This window comes from Kribbella sp. NPDC055110, assembly GCF_053607525.1.
On sequence record NZ_JBSGTS010000027.1, the window covers coordinates 80755 to 100116 of the forward strand.

General features: G+C 68.6%; 19 protein-coding genes. 8 read left to right on the top strand and 11 right to left on the bottom strand.

Annotated features, from left to right (window positions below; translation table 11 throughout):
- Positions 1-94: 94 nt before the first annotated feature.
- The gene (locus tag ACWF0M_RS31470) at positions 95-622 is read right to left on the bottom strand and encodes a GNAT family N-acetyltransferase (RefSeq protein ID WP_452239360.1); all 528 of its coding nucleotides are present in this window, start codon (positions 620-622) and stop codon (positions 95-97) included.
- Between the two features lie 360 nt (positions 623-982).
- Positions 983-1483: a DinB family protein gene (locus tag ACWF0M_RS31475; protein WP_452239361.1), complete on the bottom strand. Its 501-nt coding sequence runs from the start codon at positions 1481-1483 to the stop codon at positions 983-985.
- 73 nt (positions 1484-1556) lie between these two features.
- Between ACWF0M_RS31475 and ACWF0M_RS31480 the strand changes: the two genes are divergently transcribed.
- The 4 genes from ACWF0M_RS31480 (at position 1557) to ACWF0M_RS31495 (ending at position 5139) form a co-directional block, all read left to right on the top strand.
- Positions 1557-2306, top strand: coding sequence for a DUF4118 domain-containing protein (locus ACWF0M_RS31480; RefSeq protein WP_452239362.1), 750 nt, complete (start codon positions 1557-1559; stop codon positions 2304-2306).
- Between the two features lie 134 nt (positions 2307-2440).
- A complete protein-coding gene (locus tag ACWF0M_RS31485; protein WP_452239363.1) occupies positions 2441-3019 on the top strand; it encodes a hypothetical protein in 579 nt (192 codons plus the stop codon).
- A gap of 129 nt (positions 3020-3148) precedes the next feature.
- On the top strand, positions 3149-3979 hold the full coding sequence (locus ACWF0M_RS31490) for a Bax inhibitor-1/YccA family protein (protein WP_452239364.1): 831 nt from the start codon (positions 3149-3151) through the stop codon (positions 3977-3979).
- A gap of 98 nt (positions 3980-4077) precedes the next feature.
- Positions 4078-5139 (top strand): VOC family protein, encoded by a 1062-nt coding sequence (locus ACWF0M_RS31495; protein WP_452239365.1) that lies wholly within the window; start codon positions 4078-4080, stop codon positions 5137-5139.
- Positions 5140-5193: 54 nt separating this feature from the next.
- Here ACWF0M_RS31495 and ACWF0M_RS31500 read toward each other — a convergent pair whose 3' ends face one another.
- A complete protein-coding gene (locus ACWF0M_RS31500) occupies positions 5194-5424 on the bottom strand; it encodes a DUF4287 domain-containing protein (protein WP_452239366.1) in 231 nt (76 codons plus the stop codon).
- A 114-nt stretch (positions 5425-5538) separates the two neighbouring features.
- Positions 5539-6567: an SGNH/GDSL hydrolase family protein gene (locus ACWF0M_RS31505; protein ID WP_452239367.1), complete on the bottom strand. Its 1029-nt coding sequence runs from the start codon at positions 6565-6567 to the stop codon at positions 5539-5541.
- A gap of 78 nt (positions 6568-6645) precedes the next feature.
- Between ACWF0M_RS31505 and ACWF0M_RS31510 the strand changes: the two genes are divergently transcribed.
- Positions 6646-8019, top strand: a complete 1374-nt coding sequence (locus ACWF0M_RS31510) for a cystathionine beta-synthase (RefSeq protein WP_452239368.1) — start codon at positions 6646-6648, stop codon at positions 8017-8019.
- A gap of 215 nt (positions 8020-8234) precedes the next feature.
- Here the strand turns inward: ACWF0M_RS31510 and ACWF0M_RS31515 are convergent, their stop codons facing one another.
- A complete protein-coding gene (locus ACWF0M_RS31515) occupies positions 8235-9686 on the bottom strand; it encodes a flavin-containing monooxygenase (protein ID WP_452239369.1) in 1452 nt (483 codons plus the stop codon).
- A 149-nt stretch (positions 9687-9835) separates the two neighbouring features.
- Entirely contained in the window at positions 9836-11062 is a 1227-nt protein-coding gene (locus ACWF0M_RS31520) for a lactate racemase domain-containing protein (RefSeq protein WP_452239370.1), read from the bottom strand.
- 183 nt (positions 11063-11245) lie between these two features.
- Here ACWF0M_RS31520 and ACWF0M_RS31525 point away from each other — a divergent pair, with 183 nt between their 5' ends.
- The gene (locus tag ACWF0M_RS31525) at positions 11246-12625 is read left to right on the top strand and encodes an FAD-binding oxidoreductase (protein ID WP_452239371.1); all 1380 of its coding nucleotides are present in this window, start codon (positions 11246-11248) and stop codon (positions 12623-12625) included.
- Here the strand turns inward: ACWF0M_RS31525 and ACWF0M_RS31530 are convergent, their stop codons facing one another.
- Both ACWF0M_RS31530 and ACWF0M_RS31535 read right to left on the bottom strand, forming a co-directional pair.
- Positions 12626-13333, bottom strand: coding sequence for a DUF4389 domain-containing protein (locus ACWF0M_RS31530; RefSeq protein WP_452239372.1), 708 nt, complete (start codon positions 13331-13333; stop codon positions 12626-12628).
- A gap of 104 nt (positions 13334-13437) precedes the next feature.
- Positions 13438-14136, bottom strand: a complete 699-nt coding sequence (locus ACWF0M_RS31535) for a hypothetical protein (protein ID WP_452239373.1) — start codon at positions 14134-14136, stop codon at positions 13438-13440.
- Between the two features lie 57 nt (positions 14137-14193).
- Between ACWF0M_RS31535 and ACWF0M_RS31540 the strand changes: the two genes are divergently transcribed.
- Together ACWF0M_RS31540 and ACWF0M_RS31545 are read left to right on the top strand one after the other, a co-directional pair.
- Complete coding sequence (locus tag ACWF0M_RS31540) at positions 14194-14673, top strand: NUDIX domain-containing protein (RefSeq protein WP_452239374.1); 480 nt, start codon at positions 14194-14196, stop codon at positions 14671-14673.
- Positions 14674-14901: 228 nt separating this feature from the next.
- A complete protein-coding gene (locus tag ACWF0M_RS31545; RefSeq protein ID WP_452239375.1) occupies positions 14902-15726 on the top strand; it encodes an AAC(3) family N-acetyltransferase in 825 nt (274 codons plus the stop codon).
- 245 nt (positions 15727-15971) lie between these two features.
- Here ACWF0M_RS31545 and ACWF0M_RS31550 read toward each other — a convergent pair whose 3' ends face one another.
- The 3 genes from ACWF0M_RS31550 to ACWF0M_RS31560 all read right to left on the bottom strand — a co-directional run bounded on the left by ACWF0M_RS31550 (position 15972) and on the right by ACWF0M_RS31560 (position 19331).
- Entirely contained in the window at positions 15972-17000 is a 1029-nt protein-coding gene (locus ACWF0M_RS31550; RefSeq protein ID WP_452239376.1) for an NADPH:quinone reductase, read from the bottom strand.
- 10 nt (positions 17001-17010) lie between these two features.
- Positions 17011-17514 carry a GNAT family N-acetyltransferase gene (locus ACWF0M_RS31555; protein ID WP_452239377.1) on the bottom strand — a complete coding sequence of 168 codons (504 nt, stop codon included), beginning with the start codon at positions 17512-17514 and terminating at the stop codon, positions 17011-17013.
- A gap of 80 nt (positions 17515-17594) precedes the next feature.
- Positions 17595-19331 carry a hypothetical protein gene (locus ACWF0M_RS31560; protein WP_452239378.1) on the bottom strand — a complete coding sequence of 579 codons (1737 nt, stop codon included), beginning with the start codon at positions 19329-19331 and terminating at the stop codon, positions 17595-17597.
- Positions 19332-19362 lie beyond the last annotated feature (31 nt).

The window sequence follows — 19362 nt, forward strand, 5'->3', positions numbered from 1 at the left end:
GTAGACCGAAACGTGGGACGGGAGTCGGCGGTGAACTCGGTTCCGGTCCAGTTGGCGTGGCGGGATTCGAGGGCGAAGCCGGCTAGTTGGGCCATCAGGTCGAGTTCGGCGGGCCAAACGTAGCGGTGCGGGGTGCGGAAGAGTTGGGCCTCGGTGCCGTCTGCTCCGCGGCCTTGGACCACTGCAGCACGTCCTCGCCGCCCTCCTCGCTGACCTTGACGAAGCCGAGCCGGTCGTACAGGCGCCGCGCATCCGGATTGTCCCGCTCGACATTCACCGTGAGCGGTACGCCGGACCTCGCGGCCTCGGACTGCAACTCGGTGAAGATCGCCGTACCGGTTCCACGGTTCTGGACGTCCGGGTGGAGCTGAATCCCATTCACTTCGACACCTTCCGCCGTACGACTGACCCGCAGACGTCCGGCGCGTACGTCGTCGACCTCGACGACGTACAGGTCGGTGGTCGGATCCTCGATCGACTCCCGAGTCCACTCGGCGAATCGCGCCCGCCAGGCAGGCTCGTCGAAGTCGGCGGGCAGGCGGCCCTGCGCGTCGGTGGCGGCCAGCGTCACATCGGCCAGAAACGTGACGTCCGCGACCGTAGCCAGTCGGATCCGGTGCATACGAGGCAACTTACGCAGGCGAACATCCAGGCGCGACGGATTATCCGCTCCTTCCGCCAGGACGGAGGTGTTGGGGAGGATTACCCGCCCGTTTCGGAAGGCGATCCTCCCCAACACGCCCAAGTTCCCCAACACCCCCAGAGCCGCCAGCGCCCCGGATCCCGGGGCGCCCAACGATCAGTCACATGAATGGATATCCCCGCGTGTTGGGGGTTCTCCCCTGGTGTGCGAGGGGAGAACCCCCAACGCGAGGGGTTATCCGTTCGCGTGTGGCTCCGGGGCTGGTTGGTCGAAGGGCTTGGGTACGGCGTACGCCGACCCGCATCACGCCGACCCACCCGCGCCTGCGTCACAAGGGGATTATTCGCCGACTTGGCCGTCGGTGGATTCGCGGAGGAGGTCGAGCTGGCCGAGGTGGCGGGCGGTTTCCTCGATCAGGTGTGCGAGGGCGTAGCGCAGCGTGAACGTCATACCGTCCGAATGCGCCCGCTCGTCGAGCGATGCGGCCGCGGTGATCTCGCGGGAGCGTGCGCATTCGGCGCGGTACGCCGCCAGCACGCCGTCGACCGTGTCGCCGGGCGAGATCGGGAAGCAGCCGTGCGGATCCTCCTCCGTCCACGGCCACGCGACGTCCTGTCCGGCGAAGTCGATCGCGAACCAGAAGCGCTCCACCCCGGTCAGATGCTTGACGATTCCGCCCGGAGTGAGCGCCGACGGGTGCACCGGGCGGGCGAACGCCTGCTCGTCGGTCAGGCCGGTGGCCTTGAGTTCGACGGTTGCGCGGAGGAAGTCGAGTAGGCCGGTCAGGGTGCCGCGCTCGTCGGTGTCCTCGGCGGGCCGGATGCGGGCGATCTCGGGCATGCGACCACGGTACGGATGACAGACGTTTGTGAGAACTGTTGATCCGGTGGGAGTCGTGCGCATCAATAGAGGGGTGGAGAACTATCGAACTCCGGTCCTGACGGCCTCGGTGTTGGCGCCTCCGGCGGTGTGTGCGCTGCTGACGCCGTTCCGGGAGCACTTCGACAACGCGAACGCGGCGTTGCTGCTGGTCGTGGTGATCGTGGCGGTGGCCGTGTTCGGGATCCGGCTCGCCGGGGTGATCGCGGCGGTGTCGAGCGCGGTGTGGTTCGACTTCTTCCTGACCGTGCCGTACGACAGCTTCACCATCAACAGCAGCAACGACGTCGAGCAGGCCGTGCTGCTGCTGGTGATCGGTATCGCGGTCACGCAGATCGCGATCTGGGGCCGCGGGCAACAAGCCAAGGCGTCGCGCCGCGCCGGATACCTGGACGGCGTGATCACCACCTCGCAGGCGGTCGCGGCCGGTGGGTCGACCGACGACCTGATCGAGCAGGTGCGCGCCGAACTCACCGCCGTACTGGGCATCGACGGCGCGAAGTTCGTTGCCAGCAGCAAGCAGACCTCGGGTCCGCGGCTGAACCCGGACGGCTCGGTGACGCGCGGATCCCACGTCCTGAAGGTCGAACGCGACGGCCTTCCGACCAACGCCGAGATCGAACTCACCGTCCAGCACGCCGGCGAACCCCGCGGCCGCTTCCTCCTCACCGCCGCCACTCGCATCGCCCGTCCCGACCTGGAACAACGCCTGGTAGCCGTAGCCCTCGCCGACCAGGTCGGCGCCGCCCTCACCAGCCACGAACCCGCCCGCCCGCACATCTGACCCCACGATCCGGCCTGCGGGAGCACCACGTCCCGGGTGGCCGCCGGTCCCGGCGTCGTGCCCGCCCATACGAGCACGACGCCGAGCAACCGGCTGTCGTGTAACGCTGGTGCGGGCCTGACGATGATCCGCATATGAACGAGCAGGAGATGTACATCCGGGTCGGCGAACTGGCGACTGCGATCGGGTACCCGATGCCGTCGATCGAGTGGACGGAAGCTCGCGGGAGGGTGGTGGCGTTCGACGAACAACGGGTCGCCGGACCGGCTCTGCGGCTGCGGCCCGAGGCGGCTCACTGGTGTTCGAGTCTGCGCGACGTGCTGATCGCCGAGATCCTGCTGAGTGCCCGATTCGGGGCGTACCGGCAGCAGCGGCAGTTCAAGATCTGGGTTACCGCGGTGACGGCTGCGGTCGGCTTCGTGCTCGGTCTGAGCGTCGGCGGTTCCGCGATCTGGTGGTGGATTCCGGCTGCTTGGGTGTTGTTCACGGCGTTCTCGGCGGTGTATTCCCGGCGGCTCGCTCGGAAGGTCGATGCCCGGATGGTCGAAATCCTCGGGCCGGAAACCGTGCTGGAAGGACTCGAGCAGCGGCAGTTCCGGCTCGGCCCGGCGAACTTCCTGCGGTGGCTGTGGAGCGGTGCGGGGACACTTCCGAGTGAGCGGATCGGGTGGTTGCGGGCGGCATATCCCGGAATTGCATCGGTGGCCGATTGAATTCTGCGACTTGCCGGGTTTTTGCCGGGGTTTCGGGTTGGGGAACATCGGGGCGATTCTCAGATGTTGTTAAGGGTGGGACCGTAGTATCTCGATACGGCCCCGGATGTGGGTCATCAGGAGGAAGAGATGCAGAGCAGTAACCCGGTGCTGAACCGGTCGAGTGCGTTCGCGCCTGGCCAGGGCCAGGCCTATCCGGGGGCCGCTCCGTACGGTCAGCAGAGCCCCTACGGCTACGGCGGTTCGGGTATGCCGCCGCAGCAGCAGTTCCAGGGGGCTCCTGCCTCGAGCCGCCCCATGACGTTGGACGACGTGATCGTCAAGACCGCGATCACCCTGGGCGTGGTCGTGGCGGCTGCCGCGGTCGCGTGGTGGATGATCCCGGTATCGCTGGTCACGCCCGCGTTCCTGGCCGGTGCGCTGGTCGGGTTCGCGCTCGCGATGGTGCTGTCGTTCTCCCGCAAGATCAACCCGGCGCTGGTGATGCTGTACGCGGTCGCCGAGGGCGTGTTCCTCGGGATCGGCAGCAAGTTCATCGCCGCCTGGGTCGGCGACTCCGCCATCATTGTGCAGGCCGTCCTGGCCACGATGGTGACGGCCGGCCTGACGCTGGCGACGTACAAGTACTTCGCGATCAAGGTGACGCCGAAGTTCACCCGGATGGTGGTCATCGGTACGGCGGGATTCGCCGGTGTGCTGCTGATCAACCTGCTGCTGAGCTTCTTCGGGATCAGCACCGGCATCAGCGGTATGGGCCCGATGGGTCTGCTGTTCGCCGCGCTCGGCGCCGGTCTCGCGGTGTTCAACCTGATCCTCGACTTCGACATGATCGAGCAGGGTGTCCGCCAGGGCGCCCCGCAGAACGAGGCCTGGCGGGCCGCGTTCGGCCTGACCGTCACCCTGGTCTGGCTGTACTGGAACATCCTGCGGATCCTCGCCATCCTCCGCGGCGGCGACTGATCCAGAACCGCATGACGACGGAAGGGCCGGTCCAGGTGGGCCGGCCCTTCCGGCTTTCCGGACGCAGTTCGACCGGTTCCGGCTCTACGGTGGTTCCCATGACCACAGCCTGGTACGACGCTCCGTCGCACGCCGCCGGCGCCGCGCTGGCGGAACGCCTCGCGCGGCATGGGGTGCGGGATGTCGACATCCGTTCGACCGGCGTCCGTGTGCGGGCTGCCGAAGACGCCCAGATCGCAGCCGAGGAGCTCGGCCTGACCGCGAACCCGGCGGGTGTCCAGACCCTCGACGTCGTGATCGAGGCGGCAGATCCGGCGAGGGTGCGGACGTTCTGGCAGACGGTGCTGGGCTACGAGCCGGCTGGAGGGGATCCGCTGCGGCGGGACCCGAAGTTCACGGTACGTCGCCTCGCGGAGCCGCGACCGCTGCGGAACCGGATCCATGTCGACGTGGTCCGGCCGTCGGCGGCGGTGGACGAGGCACGCGCGGTGACGGGTCGGGAGCCGTCCGGGGCGTTCGGCGTGATGCTGCCCGACGACGAGGGGAACGAGGTCGACCTGGTGCCAGGGGACCCGGTGCCGGGCACGACCGACTGGCTGGCGTTGTTCGCCGCGATGACGTTCTACCCGACGTCCACACCCACCCAACTGGCGACCAAGGCGGCCGAGTTGGCCGATGCCGCGGGCGTTCCGCTGATGATCGACGTACGCGCGGAAGGCGTCGTGCTCGACAGCGGCAAGGACCAGTGGGAGGACGCCGACGGCGCGTACCTGAAGCTGGCCGCGCAGATCGAGGCCGCGGCGAAGGAGCTCGGGTTGCGGGCGGACCTGGCGCCGTTGCGGTTCGTGCAGTTCGGGATCGACGCGGTCGACGTACCGGCGGTCCGGGCGTTCTGGGTGGCGCTGCTGGGCTACGCGGAGGACGACAGGCCGAACGTCACGGACATCTACGATCCGCGGCGGTTGAATCCGGTGCTGTTCTTCCAGCAGTTGGAGGAGCCTCGGCCGCAGCGCAACCGGATCCGCTTCGAGCTCGCCGTACCGGAGGATGCGGTGACGAATCGCGTCGAGGCAGCGTTGTCAGCGGGTGGGCACCTGATGGCCGAGAAGCCTTACCTGGTTGCCGATCCGGAGGGCAACGAGGTGCTGGTCGGAACGTGAAAGACCTGCCCCTCCACCTGAAAGGGCAGGTCTTCTAGTCGACTCCTTTGCGGCTCAGCTCATTCGCCGGTGCGCCTTGACCAGGTCGAATTCATGCACGATGGCGGTAGCGTGCCCGTGCGCGAGTGCGTACTCGCCGGCCAGCCATCTCACTCTGTCGTCGAAGCGCAGGAACGACGGTCCGTCGTTCATCAGCTGGAACCACTCGGTCATTGCGCGTCCGGTGCATCTGGGCACGGCCTCCACCAAACGCTGATGCGTCTCTTCGGAGTGGTTCAAGCCCATCTTCGCCTCCCGTTATCGGGGTACCGCGTAGTTATCGACTGTGCACCACGTGGCCGCCCGGAGGCAAGACTCCCGACATGAAAGTCCCCGCTCAGCGGACGCACAAGCCAGCAACTATTGACCGACCGGCACCGCCGCGGTGCTTTCCTCCGTCGGTTCGTCGACCCGATCGACCTCCGCCTTCGGATGCCGGCGGCGGTGGCGCAGCTCGGCCCACCGGCCACGCGGACCACGGGAGCGGCCGGCGACCTCGGTGGCCGCGACCTCGGTGCCGGCCCGGCGAGCAGCCTGTACGGCGGCCTCCGCGATCGGCAGGATCGCCTCGCCCCGAAATGGCTCCGGGTGTACGAACGACTCGGTCCCGACGCCCATCGCGGCGGCCACCGACGGCAGCAGGGCCGCCGACGCGGCGGCGTACCCGGTGGCCGACGGGTGGAAGTTGTCCCGGCCCCACATCGACGGGTTGGTGCGGAACACTTCGCCGAGCAAGGAGCCCAAGGACACGGAACGGCCGCCTGCTTCGACGACTGCGATGGTCTGAGCGGCGGCCAGCCGGTGGCTCCAGGACCGGGCGACCTGCCGCAGCGGCGGCATGATCGTCCGGACCACGCCCAGGTCGGGGCAGGTTCCCACCACCACCTCACAGTTCGCGGCGCGCAACCGGCGTACGGCAGTGGAGAGCAACTGGACCGACGTCGACGGGGGCATCTTCGCCTTCACGTCGTTGACGCCGATCAGGATGACGGCGATGTGCGGACCGGCCTGCAGGGCGGCGTCCACCTGGGCCGCCAGGTCCGTCGACTTCGCCCCGGTCCTGGACACGTCGACCAGTCGGACGGGACGTTCGGCGAGATCTGTCAGCCCGGAGGCCAGCAGCACGCCCGGGGTCTCGTCCGGCGACTCGGTGCCGTACCCCGCGGCGCTGGAGTCGCCGAGCATGGCGAAGGTGATCGGATGTCCTGGATACCGGCCGTACAGGCCGTCGCCCGGAGTGGGGTAGTACCTCGCCGGTCCTATCACGCGCTTCGCGTACTCGGCCTCAGCGGTCAGTACGCCGTACAACGTGGCACCGATGAGTCCGAGTCCCCCGCCCCCGAAGGCTGCGGCCTGGGCCAGCTTCTTGGCTGCCCTGGCTGTGCTCATACTGACAAGGATTACACGGTGTTACGTCGACGCAAGTGAAAATAGGGGATGGACACGCAGATCACTACAGTAAGGATCGTGCGCTACGCAGACTCTCTCCTGGACCTCGTCGGCAACACCCCGCTGGTGAGGCTGTCCAAGACCACAGACGGGGCCAAGCCCCTCGTGCTCGCCAAGGTCGAGTACTTCAACCCGGGCGGCTCCGTGAAGGACCGGATCGCGGTCCGGATGATCGAGGCCGCGGAGGCCTCCGGCGAGCTCAAGCCCGGCGGCACGATCGTCGAGCCGACCTCCGGGAACACCGGCGTCGGGCTCGCGATGGTCGCCCAGCAGAAGGGCTACAAGTGCGTCTTCGTCTGCCCGGACAAGGTCAGCGAGGACAAGCGCAACGTGCTCAAGGCGTACGGCGCCGACGTCGTGGTCTGCCCGACCGCGGTCGCCCCTGAGCACCCGGACTCGTACTACAACGTCTCCGACCGTCTCGTCCGCGAGATCGAGGGCGCCTGGAAGCCGAACCAGTACGCGAACCAGAACAACCCGCGCTCGCACTACGAGACCACCGGCCCGGAGCTCTGGGAGCAGACCGAGGGCAGGATCACGCACTTCGTCGCGGGCGTCGGCACCGGCGGCACGATCAGCGGCACCGGGAAGTACCTGAAGGAGGTCTCCGGCGGCCGGGTGCAGATCATCGGCGCCGACCCGGAGGGCTCGGTGTACTCCGGCGGCACCGGCCGGCCGTACCTGGTCGAGGGTGTCGGCGAGGACTTCTGGCCGGAGACGTACGACCGCAACATCTGCGACCGCGTCATCGAGGTGTCGGACGCGGACTCGTTCGCGCTCACCCGGCGGCTCGCCCGTGAGGAGGCGATGCTGGTCGGCGGTTCGGCCGGGATGGCCGCCGCGGCCGCGATCCGGCTCGCGCACGAGCTCGACGACCCCGAAGCCGTCATCGTGGTCCTGCTGCCGGACGGCGGCCGCGGCTACCTGACGAAGGTCTTCAACGACGAATGGCTGTCGCAGTACGGCTTCCTCGCGCACACCAAGCAGGGCACGACGCTCGGTGACGTGCTGGCCGGCAAGGACGGCAGCCTGCCGCCGCTGGTGCACACCCACCCGCACGAGACGATCGCCGAGGCGATCCACATCCTGCGGGAGTACGGCGTCTCGCAGATGCCGGTCGTCCGCGCGGAGCCGCCGGTGATGGCGGCCGAGGTGGCCGGCGCGGTGTCGGAGCGGACGCTGATGGACGCGTTGTACTCCGGCAAGGCGCGGCTGGCCGACATCGTCGAGCAGCACATGGACCCGGCACTGCCGTCGCTGGGCGCCGGTGAACCGGTCGCCAAGGCGGTCGAACTGCTCGAGGGTAGGGACGCCCTGATGGTTCTGGACGACGGCAAGCCGGTGGGCGTACTGACCCGGCAGGACCTGTTGGTCCATCTGTCCGTCGACTGAGTCAGCGGTCTACGACTGACGGGATGATGGCGATCAGCGCCGTGATCACGATGCCGATCACGATGGCTGCCGCTCCGGCGATCTCGAGGATTTCCATGTCTCAAGAGTCCTTCAACGGCGCCCGCGAAACATCGGCCTCCGGATCGGTCTTTCCTTCATCCCAAGGTCGTACGCCGAGCCGCCCGGACTCCTACTAGAGGAGTCCGGGTCATCCCTTAGTGGACCACCGCGAAGTCCGCCGGATCGAGCCGCCGGGTGCGGCGCCAGTACGACATCGTCCACTCCGGCCAGATCGTCGAGTTCCGCCCTGAGGCATCCATGTACCAGCTCGTGCAGCCGGACTGCCAGACGGTGTCTCCGAGCTCACCCTGGATCCCGTTCACGAACCGTTCCTGGACCTCCTCGCGGACCTCGACGTACGTCGCGTCGCGCTGCCGGAGCAGGTGCAGGGCCTGCATCACGTACCGGACCTGGGCCTCGATCATGAAGACCATCGAGGAGTGGCCGAGGACCGTGTTCGGGCCGACCAGCAGGAACAGGTTCGGGTACCCGGCGACCGTGATGCCGAGGTGCGCGCCGATGCCGTTGCGTTTCCAGTGATCGGCAAGGTCGACGCCGTCCTTGCCGAGGATCGGCATCCGGGTCAGGTTCGCGGAGACGTCGAACCCGGTGCCGAGCACGATCGTGTCGCAGGCCCGTTCGGTGCCGTCGGCGGTGACCACGCCGGTCGGGGTGACCCGGGTGATCGGGGTGGTGACGACGTCGACGTTCGGCCGGGCGAGCGCCGGGTAGTAGTCGTTCGAGATCAGGATCCGTTTGCAGCCGATCTGGTAGTCCGGGGTCAGTTTCGTCCGCAGCTCAGGATCGGTGACCTGTTTGTGCAGGTGCCGTTTCGCCTGCAGTTCAAGGCCTTTCATCAACTTCGGGTTCCCGGCGAAGCCCGCGCCGCGACCCTCGAGACCCCAGTAGATGACGTTGCGGATCGTCCGCTGGCCGGCCGGGAACCGTTCGTGCAGCTTGCGCTCCCAGCCGCCGATCGCGCGGTCCGGCTTCGGCGTCACCCACGGTGGCGTCCGCTGGTACAGGTCCAGCTGGGCGACCTGCGGAGCGATCTGCGGCACGAACTGGATCGCCGACGCGCCGGTCCCGATCACCGCGACGTTCCGGCCGCGCAAGTCCACCGAGTGATCCCAGGCGGCCGAGTGGAACGTCGTACCCGCGAACGAGTCGAGGCCCGGGATGTCCGGGAGCTTCGGCCGGTGCAGGCTGCCGACGCCGGCCACGAGGGACTGGGTCTCGATCGTCTCGTCGCCGTTGACCGTGACGGTCCAGCGGCCGGTCGCCTCGTCGAAGACGGCTTCGGTGGCCTCGGCGCCGTACCGGATCTTGCCGGCGATGCCGTACTTGTCCGCGCAGTGCCGCAGGTACGCGAGGATCTCGTCCCAGGGCGCGAACATCCGCGTCCAGCGCGGATTCTGCTCGAACGAGAACGAGTACAGGTACGACGGGATGTCGCAGGCGCACCCGGGATACGTGTTGTCCCGCCACGTGCCGCCGAGGTCGTCCGCCTTCTCGAGGATGACGAAGTCCTCACAGCCGGCCTGCTGCAACTTGATTCCCATACACAGGCCGGCGAACCCGGACCCGATGATGACGACCTCAGCCATAGCAGCCGAGGTTACCGGCGAGTCACCCTGCGACGGAAGAGGTGCGCGGACCTGCGCCACTCATCAACCCGGCCCACCGCAGCCGGCGCGAGCGTGATCCGGCGGACTCGGAGCCGGAGCGGAGCGGTTGGTGAGTGTCTGGCGTCCGCCTACGGCTTGAGCCGGTAGAGGGTCTCGCCGGCGTTGGGTACGACGAATGTGTCCGGGTCGGCCTCGTACGCGGCCAGGTCGACGGTCGCGGGGTCGAGGTACTTGAGGTTGGCCCGCCGTACGACGTCCTCCGGGATGCCGGTCGCCAGCGTGACCCGGACGCGGAGGTGCTCGCCGTTCACCGGGTCCCAGGTGCCCGCGCCGCGCAGGTGCGTGGAGTGCGCGAGGACGCCCCAGTGCAGGTCGCGGAACTTGTCCCACTGGCCGACGAAGTAGTCGCGGCAGTGGTAGCCGATCTCCTCGATCTCGGGGTGCATCGCGGCCAGTTGGGTGACGTGCGGCGCGTAGAGGATCACCTCGCCGCCGTCCGCGACGATCGGCTCGACCTTGTAGAAGCCCTTGGCCGCGGTCCAGATGTCGGCGTACTTCGGTGGCATCACCGAGACGACCCGCCGGATCGGATGCTCCAGGTAGCGCACGTGGGTCTGCGCGGAGATCTCGGCGGCCGCCTGCCAGGACGAGATCGTGTCGCCGAACGCGACCGCGTGCAGCGCGTCCGTCCCGGACTGGGCGACCACCGACAGTGCGAGCTTCTCGGCCGGGATGAGCGCGGCGGCCTCGTCGATCAGCGCGCGGACCGGGGTGAGTCCCGGCGTACCGATGATGTTCGCGCTGGTGATCAGGGCACCGAGCCAGTGCGAGAAGTCGATGACCTCCTGCCCCGCGACACCGGGGAAGAAGTACTTGTTGCCGCCGGAGAAGCCGACCACCTCGTGCGGGAAGACCGGCCCGACGACCAGGGCCACGTCGTGCTCGACGACGGCGCGGTTGAGCCGGACCGGGACCTCGTCGCGGAGCATCTCGTCCGAGATCTCCCCGACCCGGTCGGGCCCGATCGTGCCGAGGTCGGCGAACGTGTCGGGCTTCCACCACTCGTGGTTGATCACGTTCGGGTAGTCGCCGCCGAGGTGCTCGCGGAGCTGCTCGGGCGTCATCTCCGCATGAGTGCCCAGGGCAACCAGGATCGTGACCTGGCTGTCCTTCAAGGCATCCGTGACTGCCTTCAGCAGCAAGGGAAGCGGGCAGCTGCGGGTCGCGTCCGGGACGATCACGCAGACGCTGCGTCCCTCCAGGCCCGCGCCGGCCAGGACTCCGCCGACGAACGCCGTCACCTCGTCCTCGGTCAGGACCTGACCCACCCCACCGATCACCGCCGCATCAGTCACAGCTCGAACACTACCGACGTACGGCGGGTGAGCCCAGATCATCTCGGGGCGTGATCGCGTGAAAGCCCTTGGTGGACAGCCGATCGTGTGATCGCGCGGTAATCGGCCGGGCGTTGACCGCGGGCGGGGCGCGATGGACGATCGGTGGATCGCCTGGGGGAGTGAGCGAGGGGGAGATCCACCATGTCCGAAACCACCGAACAGCTGCGTCCACAGGGCTTCGGGGGCCAGTTGCTGCGGGACACCGACGCCGCGTACGACGAGGCGCGCACAGTCTTCAACGGGATGATCGACAAGCGGCCCGCGCTGATCGCCCAGTGCGAGTCGGTCGGCGACGTCCAGGCGGCGGTGCGGTACGGCACCGATCAGGGGTTGGAGATCGCGGTCCGCGGCGGCGGTCACGGGGTGGCCGGTACCGCGGTCACCGACGGCGGCCTGGTCGTTGACCTGCGCCGGATGAACAGTGTTCAGGTCGATCCGTTCGCCCGGATCGCGCGGGTCGGCGGCGGCGCGACCTGGGGCGACGTCGATCGGGCCTGCCAGAAGTACCTGCTGGCAACGACCGGTGGGCGGGCGTCGACGACCGGGGTCGCGGGCCTGACGCTCGGCGGCGGTTCTGGCTGGCTGGAACGGAAGTTCGGGCTCGCCTGTGACGCGCTGATCTCGGTCGAGCTCGTCACCGCGGACGGACGGCTGCTGATCGCGGACGAGACGAAGAACACCGAGCTGTTCTGGGCGCTGCACGGCGGCGGCGGGAACTTCGGGGTCGCGACGTCGCTGACCTTCCACCTCCAGCAGTTGCCCACGACAACGTTGGCACTGCTGATGTGGCCGGCGTCGACAGGGCCCACGGTGCTGCGCGCGTACCGGGATCTGATCGACTCGGGTGCGCCCGAGGAACTCGGCGGCGGCGTGATCTACCTGACCGGGCCGCCGGAAGAGTTCGTGCCGGCGCACCTGCAGGGGCAGCTGATCGCGGGTGCAGCGGCGGTGTACGCCGGCAGCGAGGCGGAAATGCGCGACGTGTTCGCCCCGCTGTTCGCGCTGGAGCCGGAGGCTGAGCTGGTCGCGGAGATGCCGTACGCCGACATTCAATCGGCGCTCGACGATCCGCCGGGATTCCGGAACTACTGGTCCGCGGAACACCTGGCGTCGTTCCCCGATCCCGCGGTCGACGCGTTCGCCGGCCGGTCCGTCGACATGATCTCGCCGTCACCTTCGCAACAGGTGATCGTGCCGTGGGGTGGCGCCGTACAACGAGGTGCGGACAAGTGGCCGCAGCCGCATCGCCAGGCGGCGTGGGTGGTGCACCCGTTCGGGCTGTGGTCCGATCCGGCCGACGACGCGCGCGGGATCCGGTGGGCGCGGGACGTGTGCTCGGACCTGGCCGAGTGGGCGACCGGGTACGTGTACCTGAACTTCATCGGCAACGAGGGACAGAACAGGGTGATCGCGGGATTCGGTGAGGAGAACTATCAGCGGCTGGCGCGGGTGAAGTGTCAGTACGACCCGGAGAACGTGTTCCACCTGAACCAGAACATCGAGCCTGGCTGGCCTTGCTGATCAGGCGCCTTCAGTGGGCGGGACCTCGGCGGGTGGGGCGGCGACGACCGGGTCGTTGCCGCCGAGGTCGAGGCGGAACGGCGGGTAGACATCGGTCATCAAGGCGGCGTACCCGGAGACCCGCAGGTTCCAGCGGTTCAGCCCGATGATCAGGTCGAACAGCGACCGCGGGTACCTGCCGGTGAAGAGGAGCGCGATGGCGGCGAAGAGGACGAGTACGCCGACCAGGCCGCCGCCGAGGTTCCACTGCCAGTCGTCGGACCGGTTGGCGGCCCACGCGCCGCCGCCGACGAAGAGGCCGACGACGATGTAGTGCGGGATCGCGAGCAGCCACCACTTCACCAGGACCAGGCCGCGGGACAGGCGCTCGGGATAGTCCACCGAGAACTGTGTCGGGTACGTCTCAACCTCGGCGAGCGTGAACGGCGGGTACTGGTCGGTGCCGAGCGCGCCGTAGGAGTAGTACGTCACGCGCCACGACCAGCGCATCACGCCGACGTTGTAGTCGAAGATGGCGCGTGGATACCGCTCGGTGAAGAGGATCGCGAAGAAGGCGATCACCGAGGCGACCAGGAAGCCGATCCACAGGAAGAACAACGCGATGTAGTGCGGGATCACCAGGATCCACTTCACCAGCCACAACCACCTGGACGGCTTCGGATCCAACGCAGCGTTCACATGCACCGGATACGCAACCGAATCCGCCATGACGACCAGCCCCTTGTACTCACGATCTCCGGCGGAAAGATCCCTGTCAACGTTGGACTCCACAGTAGTGGACAGAACCGCCCGGGAGCGGATGCGCGGCGTGGTCAGTCCGTAGCGATTTCGGCGGGGCGTGTGGCGCGGGACCATTGGGCGGCGGCGATGACGGCGTACCCGATGGCACCGAGGGGGACTGCCCAGAAGCGGAAGAAGGGGAGCTGGCCGGAGACGGCGGTCGCGGCGAAGACGATGCCGAACGTCGCGAGGCCCGCGACCGTGCCGCGACGGCGTGAGTCGAGCGCGCTGCTCGGCAGCGGACCCATGTGCCGGTCGAGCACTGTCCCGAACGCGCTCAGGCCGACGAGTGCGGTGAGGATGAACAGGATGCCGCCGGGTAGTCCGCCGAACACGATCGCGAACGCGTTCAGGAACGTGACGAACGCGAACGCGACACCCATGTCCAGTGCCCCGAACAGCAGGTGGGACCGCCGCCGGCGCTTGATGTCGCCGTCGGTCCTGATCGGGCCGGGCTCGCCGCTCAGTCGCCGTACGGTCAGGATCAGGCCGGTCGCGATCAGGATCAGCAGCAGTACACCGACGACGGACAGGACCACGGAGCGGGTGGTCGACATGTACTGGCGGACCTCGTCGCCGGACACGCAACTCGCCGACGGCGGGAACCAACTCGTACGCGCGACCGCATCCCCTGCGCCGACCTTGCGCGCGCAGTCCTCACCCGGTGCGTACCAGCCGGGCATCGACGACGTGACGACCGTCGTCCACACCAGCCCGCCGATCAAACCCAACCCCAGAAGGGATCCCGCCCGCCGCCTCACCCAGTCCACGGCCCTACCCTCTCATCCGTGGACTCCTACCTTGCCCAGCTCCGTCGCGACGTCGGCTCCCGCCTGCTGTTGCTGCCCGGCGCACAGGTCCTCGCGATGGATGCCGCCGATCGCATCCTGTTCCAGAGGAGTCGCGACTCCGGCCTGTGGGAACTGCCTGCGGGCGGGGCGGAACCAGGTGACAGCTTCCGCAGTACGGCGGCGCGCGAGTTCACCGAGGAGACCGGGCTGATCGTCGCGGAGGAGGACCTGATCCCGTTCGCGAGCCTGTCGCGCGCCGACGTACACACGCTGACCTACCCGAACGGCGATGTTGTCCAGTGCTTCGCGCTCTGCTTCGAAACCCGCCACTGGACCGGCACCCTCCGGCCAGCGGAAAACGAAGTACTGGAAGCCGCATTCTTCCCCACACCCCCAACCCCACTCCATCCCCCGACCGAGCTGGTCCTACGCCTCCACACCACCTACCAACAGACCGGGCAGTTCCAAGCCTGCTAAGTTCTCCGGCCGTTCGGGACGCGTGCTGGGGTGGTTAGGTGGTGGGTGGAGACAGGAAGTGGTGGGTGGTGACCTGTTATTTCCTGTTCACGGCCACCGGCGCCTGTCTCCAGTCGCGCCTCTTCGAGTTTGGATGGGGGACGCCCGCCCCCCGTGTGCCATCGCCGAAAATGGCAGGCGACATGCCTGTGCAGGTGGGATATTGCTGGGATGCGCGCAGCAGAAGTTGTGACCAGGGCTGACCTCGTCGACGGGCTGCGGAAGCTCGGGCTCGACCGGGCGTCCGAGGTGATCGTGCACTCCTCGCTGAGTTCGTTCGGGTACGTCGACGGTGGCGCGGAGGCCGTTTGCTCGGCGCTGACCGAGGTGTGCGGGACCGTGCTGATGCCGGCCGGGACGTGGGATCTGACTGGTATCCCGGCGCCGCCCGGACTGGTCCGGCCGCACAACGCGTACTGGAACGCGGAGGACTGGCCGGACTTCGACAATCGGTTGTCGCAGGCAACCAGTTTCCGCGCCGACCTCCCGATCGACCGCTGGCTCGGAACGATTCCGGAAACTTTCCGTCTCACCTGCTCGCCGTTCCGCACCGAGCATCCGCTGTTTGCCTACCAGGCCGCCGGACCCGCGGCCGAACGCCTCCTGGAAGCGCAGCGCCCCGACTGGCCGCTCGGCCCGATCGAGGCGCTCGACGGCGACGTCCTGCTGCTCGGCGTCACCCACACCTCGAACACCACGATCCACCTCGCCGAGCAGTACCTCGGCCGCTCGCGCTTCTACCGGTACGCGAGATCCGCCGACGGCCTGTGGGTGGAGCTCCCCAACATCGCCGGCGAAAGCCACCACTTCGACCTCATCGAGCCGGTACTGCGTTCCGCGACCAAGGAAATCCGGATCGGAAACGCCCGCGTCCGGCGAATCCCCAAGCAGGCGGTGTTGGCAGCTACCCGTCAGCTCGTCGAAGCCGACCCCACCGCCCTTCTCTGCACGGACGACCCGGCATGCCGCTGCGCGGCAGCACTCCAGCAACGCCTGGCCGCCCTCGCTGGGTAGAGCGGGAGAACGAGGGGATAGGGGGGAGGGCGGGAGGGGGGTAGGCCGGGAGGGGAGTAGAGCGGGAGGGGAGTAGAGCGGGAGGGGAGTAGAGCGGGAGGGGAGTTGGGCGGGAGGGAGTTGGGCGGGAGGGAGTTGGGCAGGAGGGAGTTGGGCAGGAGGGAGTTGGGCAGGAGGGAGTTGGGCAGGAGGGAGTTGGGCGGGAGGGGGTGGGGCGGGAGAAGGAGGGGAGTAGGGGGTGTGGCTCAGTTGGGGATGACGTCGATGAGGACCTTGCCGGTGACGGCTTCCTCTACGGCGGCGTGGGCGGCTGCGGCCCGGTCCAGCGGGTAGTGGTGCAGCGGGAGGCCGGCGTCGGGGCCGATGCGGATGGCGCCGGCCTCGACCGCGGCCGAGATGTCGGCCAGGGCGCGCGGGCGCCAGGATTCCGGAGCCGTGTAGAGCAGGACGAACTGCCAGCGGGCGTTGGGCACCATCGACGCCCGTACCGGAAGTTCCATCGTCCCGCCGCCGTCGGTCGCGTAGACGGACACCGAGCCGTGCGGCGCGATCACCGCGGCGTCGATGGCCGCGTTCGCCGCCGGCGACACCTCGACGATCGTGTGCACGCCGTGAGGTGCGATCGCGCGTACCTCCGCGACCACGTCCTGCTGCTTGTAGTCGATGACGTGGTCGGCGCCCGCCAGCCCGGCCAGATTGCCCTTCTCCGGACCGCTTACGGTGGTGATCACCGTCGCGTCGGACCACCGGGCCAGCTGAATCGCCGCGTTGCCGACCGCTCCCGCGCCGCCGGCCACCAGCACGGTGCGGCCGGCAAGCTTGCCTGGTCCGAGGCGATCAGGGCCGTCCTCGGTCACGGTCAGGCACCGATGAGCAGTCAGGAACGGTACGCCGAGCGCGGCGCCGAGGTCGTACGACGCGTTGTCGGGCAGCGGCACCACGTGGCGGACCGGGACCACGGCGTACTCCTGCGCCGTACCTCCCGAAGGCCGTTGGTACGCCGCCTGCCAGAGCCAGACGCGGCGACCGGTGAGGTCCGCGTCGACGCCCTGACCGACGGCGTCGACGACACCGGATCCGTCGTGGTTGGGCACCTGCGCCGGGTGCACCGGCGTACCGGCCTCGCTGCCGCGGCGTGACTTCCAGTCGGTCGGATTGACGCCCGATCGGTGGATCCGCACCCGGACCTCTCCGGGACCGACCTCGGTCGTCGGCCTGTCCACAAGGGTCAGGACATCGGGCTCACCGGTCACGGAGTACTGGATGGCTCGCACGTCCTCGACGCTACCGCAGTTGCTTGGTGAACATGAGCGTCGCGCTGTCGTCGTTGCGGATCGTCTCCATCGGCGGCACCTGCCGGCCGTCGTAGATCAGCCCGCGGCCGTCGGGGAGGTAGCCGCGGCGGACGTACATGCGCTGCGCCTGCCCGTAGTCCGGGTACAGCCCGACCCCGATCCCCACGACCGGGGAGCGTTCGGCCACGAGCGCCTCGGCTGCGTCCATCAGCGCGCTCCCAATCCCGCGCCGCCGGAACGTCGGCAGCACGTTGAAGTCCTGGACCTCGGGAATCCCGTCGAACGGCTCGTACGGCGACACCCAGCGCACGGTGACGTACCCGGCGTACGCGCTGTCGACCGTGGCGACCAGGACGTCCCGCGTCCCGGCTCGCTGCTCCTCCAGGTACCTCTCGTACTGCGACGCCGGCTTGTTCCAGCCGATCGAGTCCATCGCCCCCGAGATCATCTCCGGGTCGTCGTCCCGCAACGTCCTGATCACCAAGCCCGTCATGAGATCAGCGTGCTGGAGCGCCTGGGGACTCGCAAATGCTTTACCGTACGGGCGCCGCCGCTCGGACGGCGCCCTCACGATCACGGTGTCGGGTCCGCGTAACTGCCTCCGAGGATGTCGCTGTTGCCGAAGGTCGCCGGGCAGGCGGCGAGGACGTTCGGCGCCGTGCCGGGGGTCGCGGTGTAGAGCGATCCCCGGAAGGTGTTGATCGCTGCGCAGACGCCCGCGTCGTGGGCGTCGTTCCAGACCGCGACGGCGCGGTCGTTGGTCGCGGCGGCGTACACGTAGTCGCCGAGGAACTCCGAGGCCAGCGCGTTCGCGCTGCTGCCTCGCGGGTCACCGCCCGGCGCGCGTTCGAGCGTGGTCCAGCCGGACGGTACGCCGCCCGCCACGTTCGCGTGCCGGACCTCGCCGACCAGGCCGCGCGGGTCCGTCGTGTTGGCGCGGTACGGCGTCGTGAACGAGTTGTGTACGACGTACAGGTCGGTGCCGTCCGGCGACACCGCCGGCGCGGTGTAGACCGGCCGATCGCCTGTGGTCAGGGCGACCGGAGCCGGCGTGGCCCAGGACGTCCCTCCGTTGCCCGACCAGGTCAGCATCAGTTGCTCGTGGTTCAGGCCCGCCCGGCCGTCCGACCAGGTCATGAAGAGCTCGTCGGTCGCGCCGGCGCCAGTGGGCCTGCCGTTCGCGATGTCGACGTTCGGTCCGCCGGCCAGGTCGACGCGGGCGCCGGCGATCCCGTCCATGACGGGGCGACCCGCGACGGGGTCGAAGACACCGGGTTCGACCACGGGCGCGACCAGGGTCGGCCCGGCGAAGTGCGCGCCACCGTCGGTCGACTTGTACATCAGTTGCCAGCTCGTGCCACCGCGCGTACCGACACCGAAGACGTAGACGTTGCCGGTGCTCTCCGTACGGACGACGCACCCGTCGGCCTGCTGGTTGACGCCGTTGCTCGCGGCCGGTCCGACCTGCTTCGTGATCCAGGTGCGGCCGCCGTCGGCGGATCGCGCCACCGTCAGCGGAATCGGGAGCGCCTGTCCGTGACTGTTGCTGCGGAAGCTGGACCAGCACGTGTACACGTGCCCGAAGAACCGGCTGCTCGCCGCGTTGTCGGCGTAGATCTGCTCCTTGTCGGAGAAGGTCGTCGACGACTGCTTCGAGATGATGACCGGCGCGGTCCAGGCGTTGGCGTTGCCGTCCGCGGCGGCGTGGACGTCGTCGGTGGTCGACACCGCGATCGCCTCGACACCACGGAACGTCTCCAGTTTCCTGCTGGCGGAGAAGTTCGAGGTCAGGTTGGCGTAGTACAGCCGGGAGCCGTTGGCCCAGGAGAAGGTGCCGTTCGGGCCAGGTCGTGGCCCGAAGGCGACAGCTGGGTCACCGTCGGAGACCAGCCCGGCCTCGTAGTAGTGCGGCAGCGTGCCGATCAGGCCGACCTGCGGGGTACAAGCCGCCGGGCCTAGGCAGTTCCGTGCGGTCCAGCCGGTGTACGTCGGTTGGGTCCAGGTGCCACCGCTGTCGAAGGAGAAGTACACCCCGGACACACCGACGCCGTCGGTGAACGGACATGTACTCGGGTTACCGGCTGCGCACGACTCCATGTCGATCTCTTCGTTCACCCCTGCCACCACCACCGTCGGATCGTGTGCGTCGATTGCGACGGCAGGTTCGTTCTGCTTGTTCTGCGAGAACGGCGTCGGCGGGCTACCGACCGTCACCTCGGTGGCCGGTGCCGCGTAGGCAGCGACGGCGGCTCCGCACAGAGCAGCTGCGAACGCAGCGACGGAAGCGACGATGAGGCGTGGTCTGCCCATGATCCCTCCCCGGGGACGACCATCGGTCCGG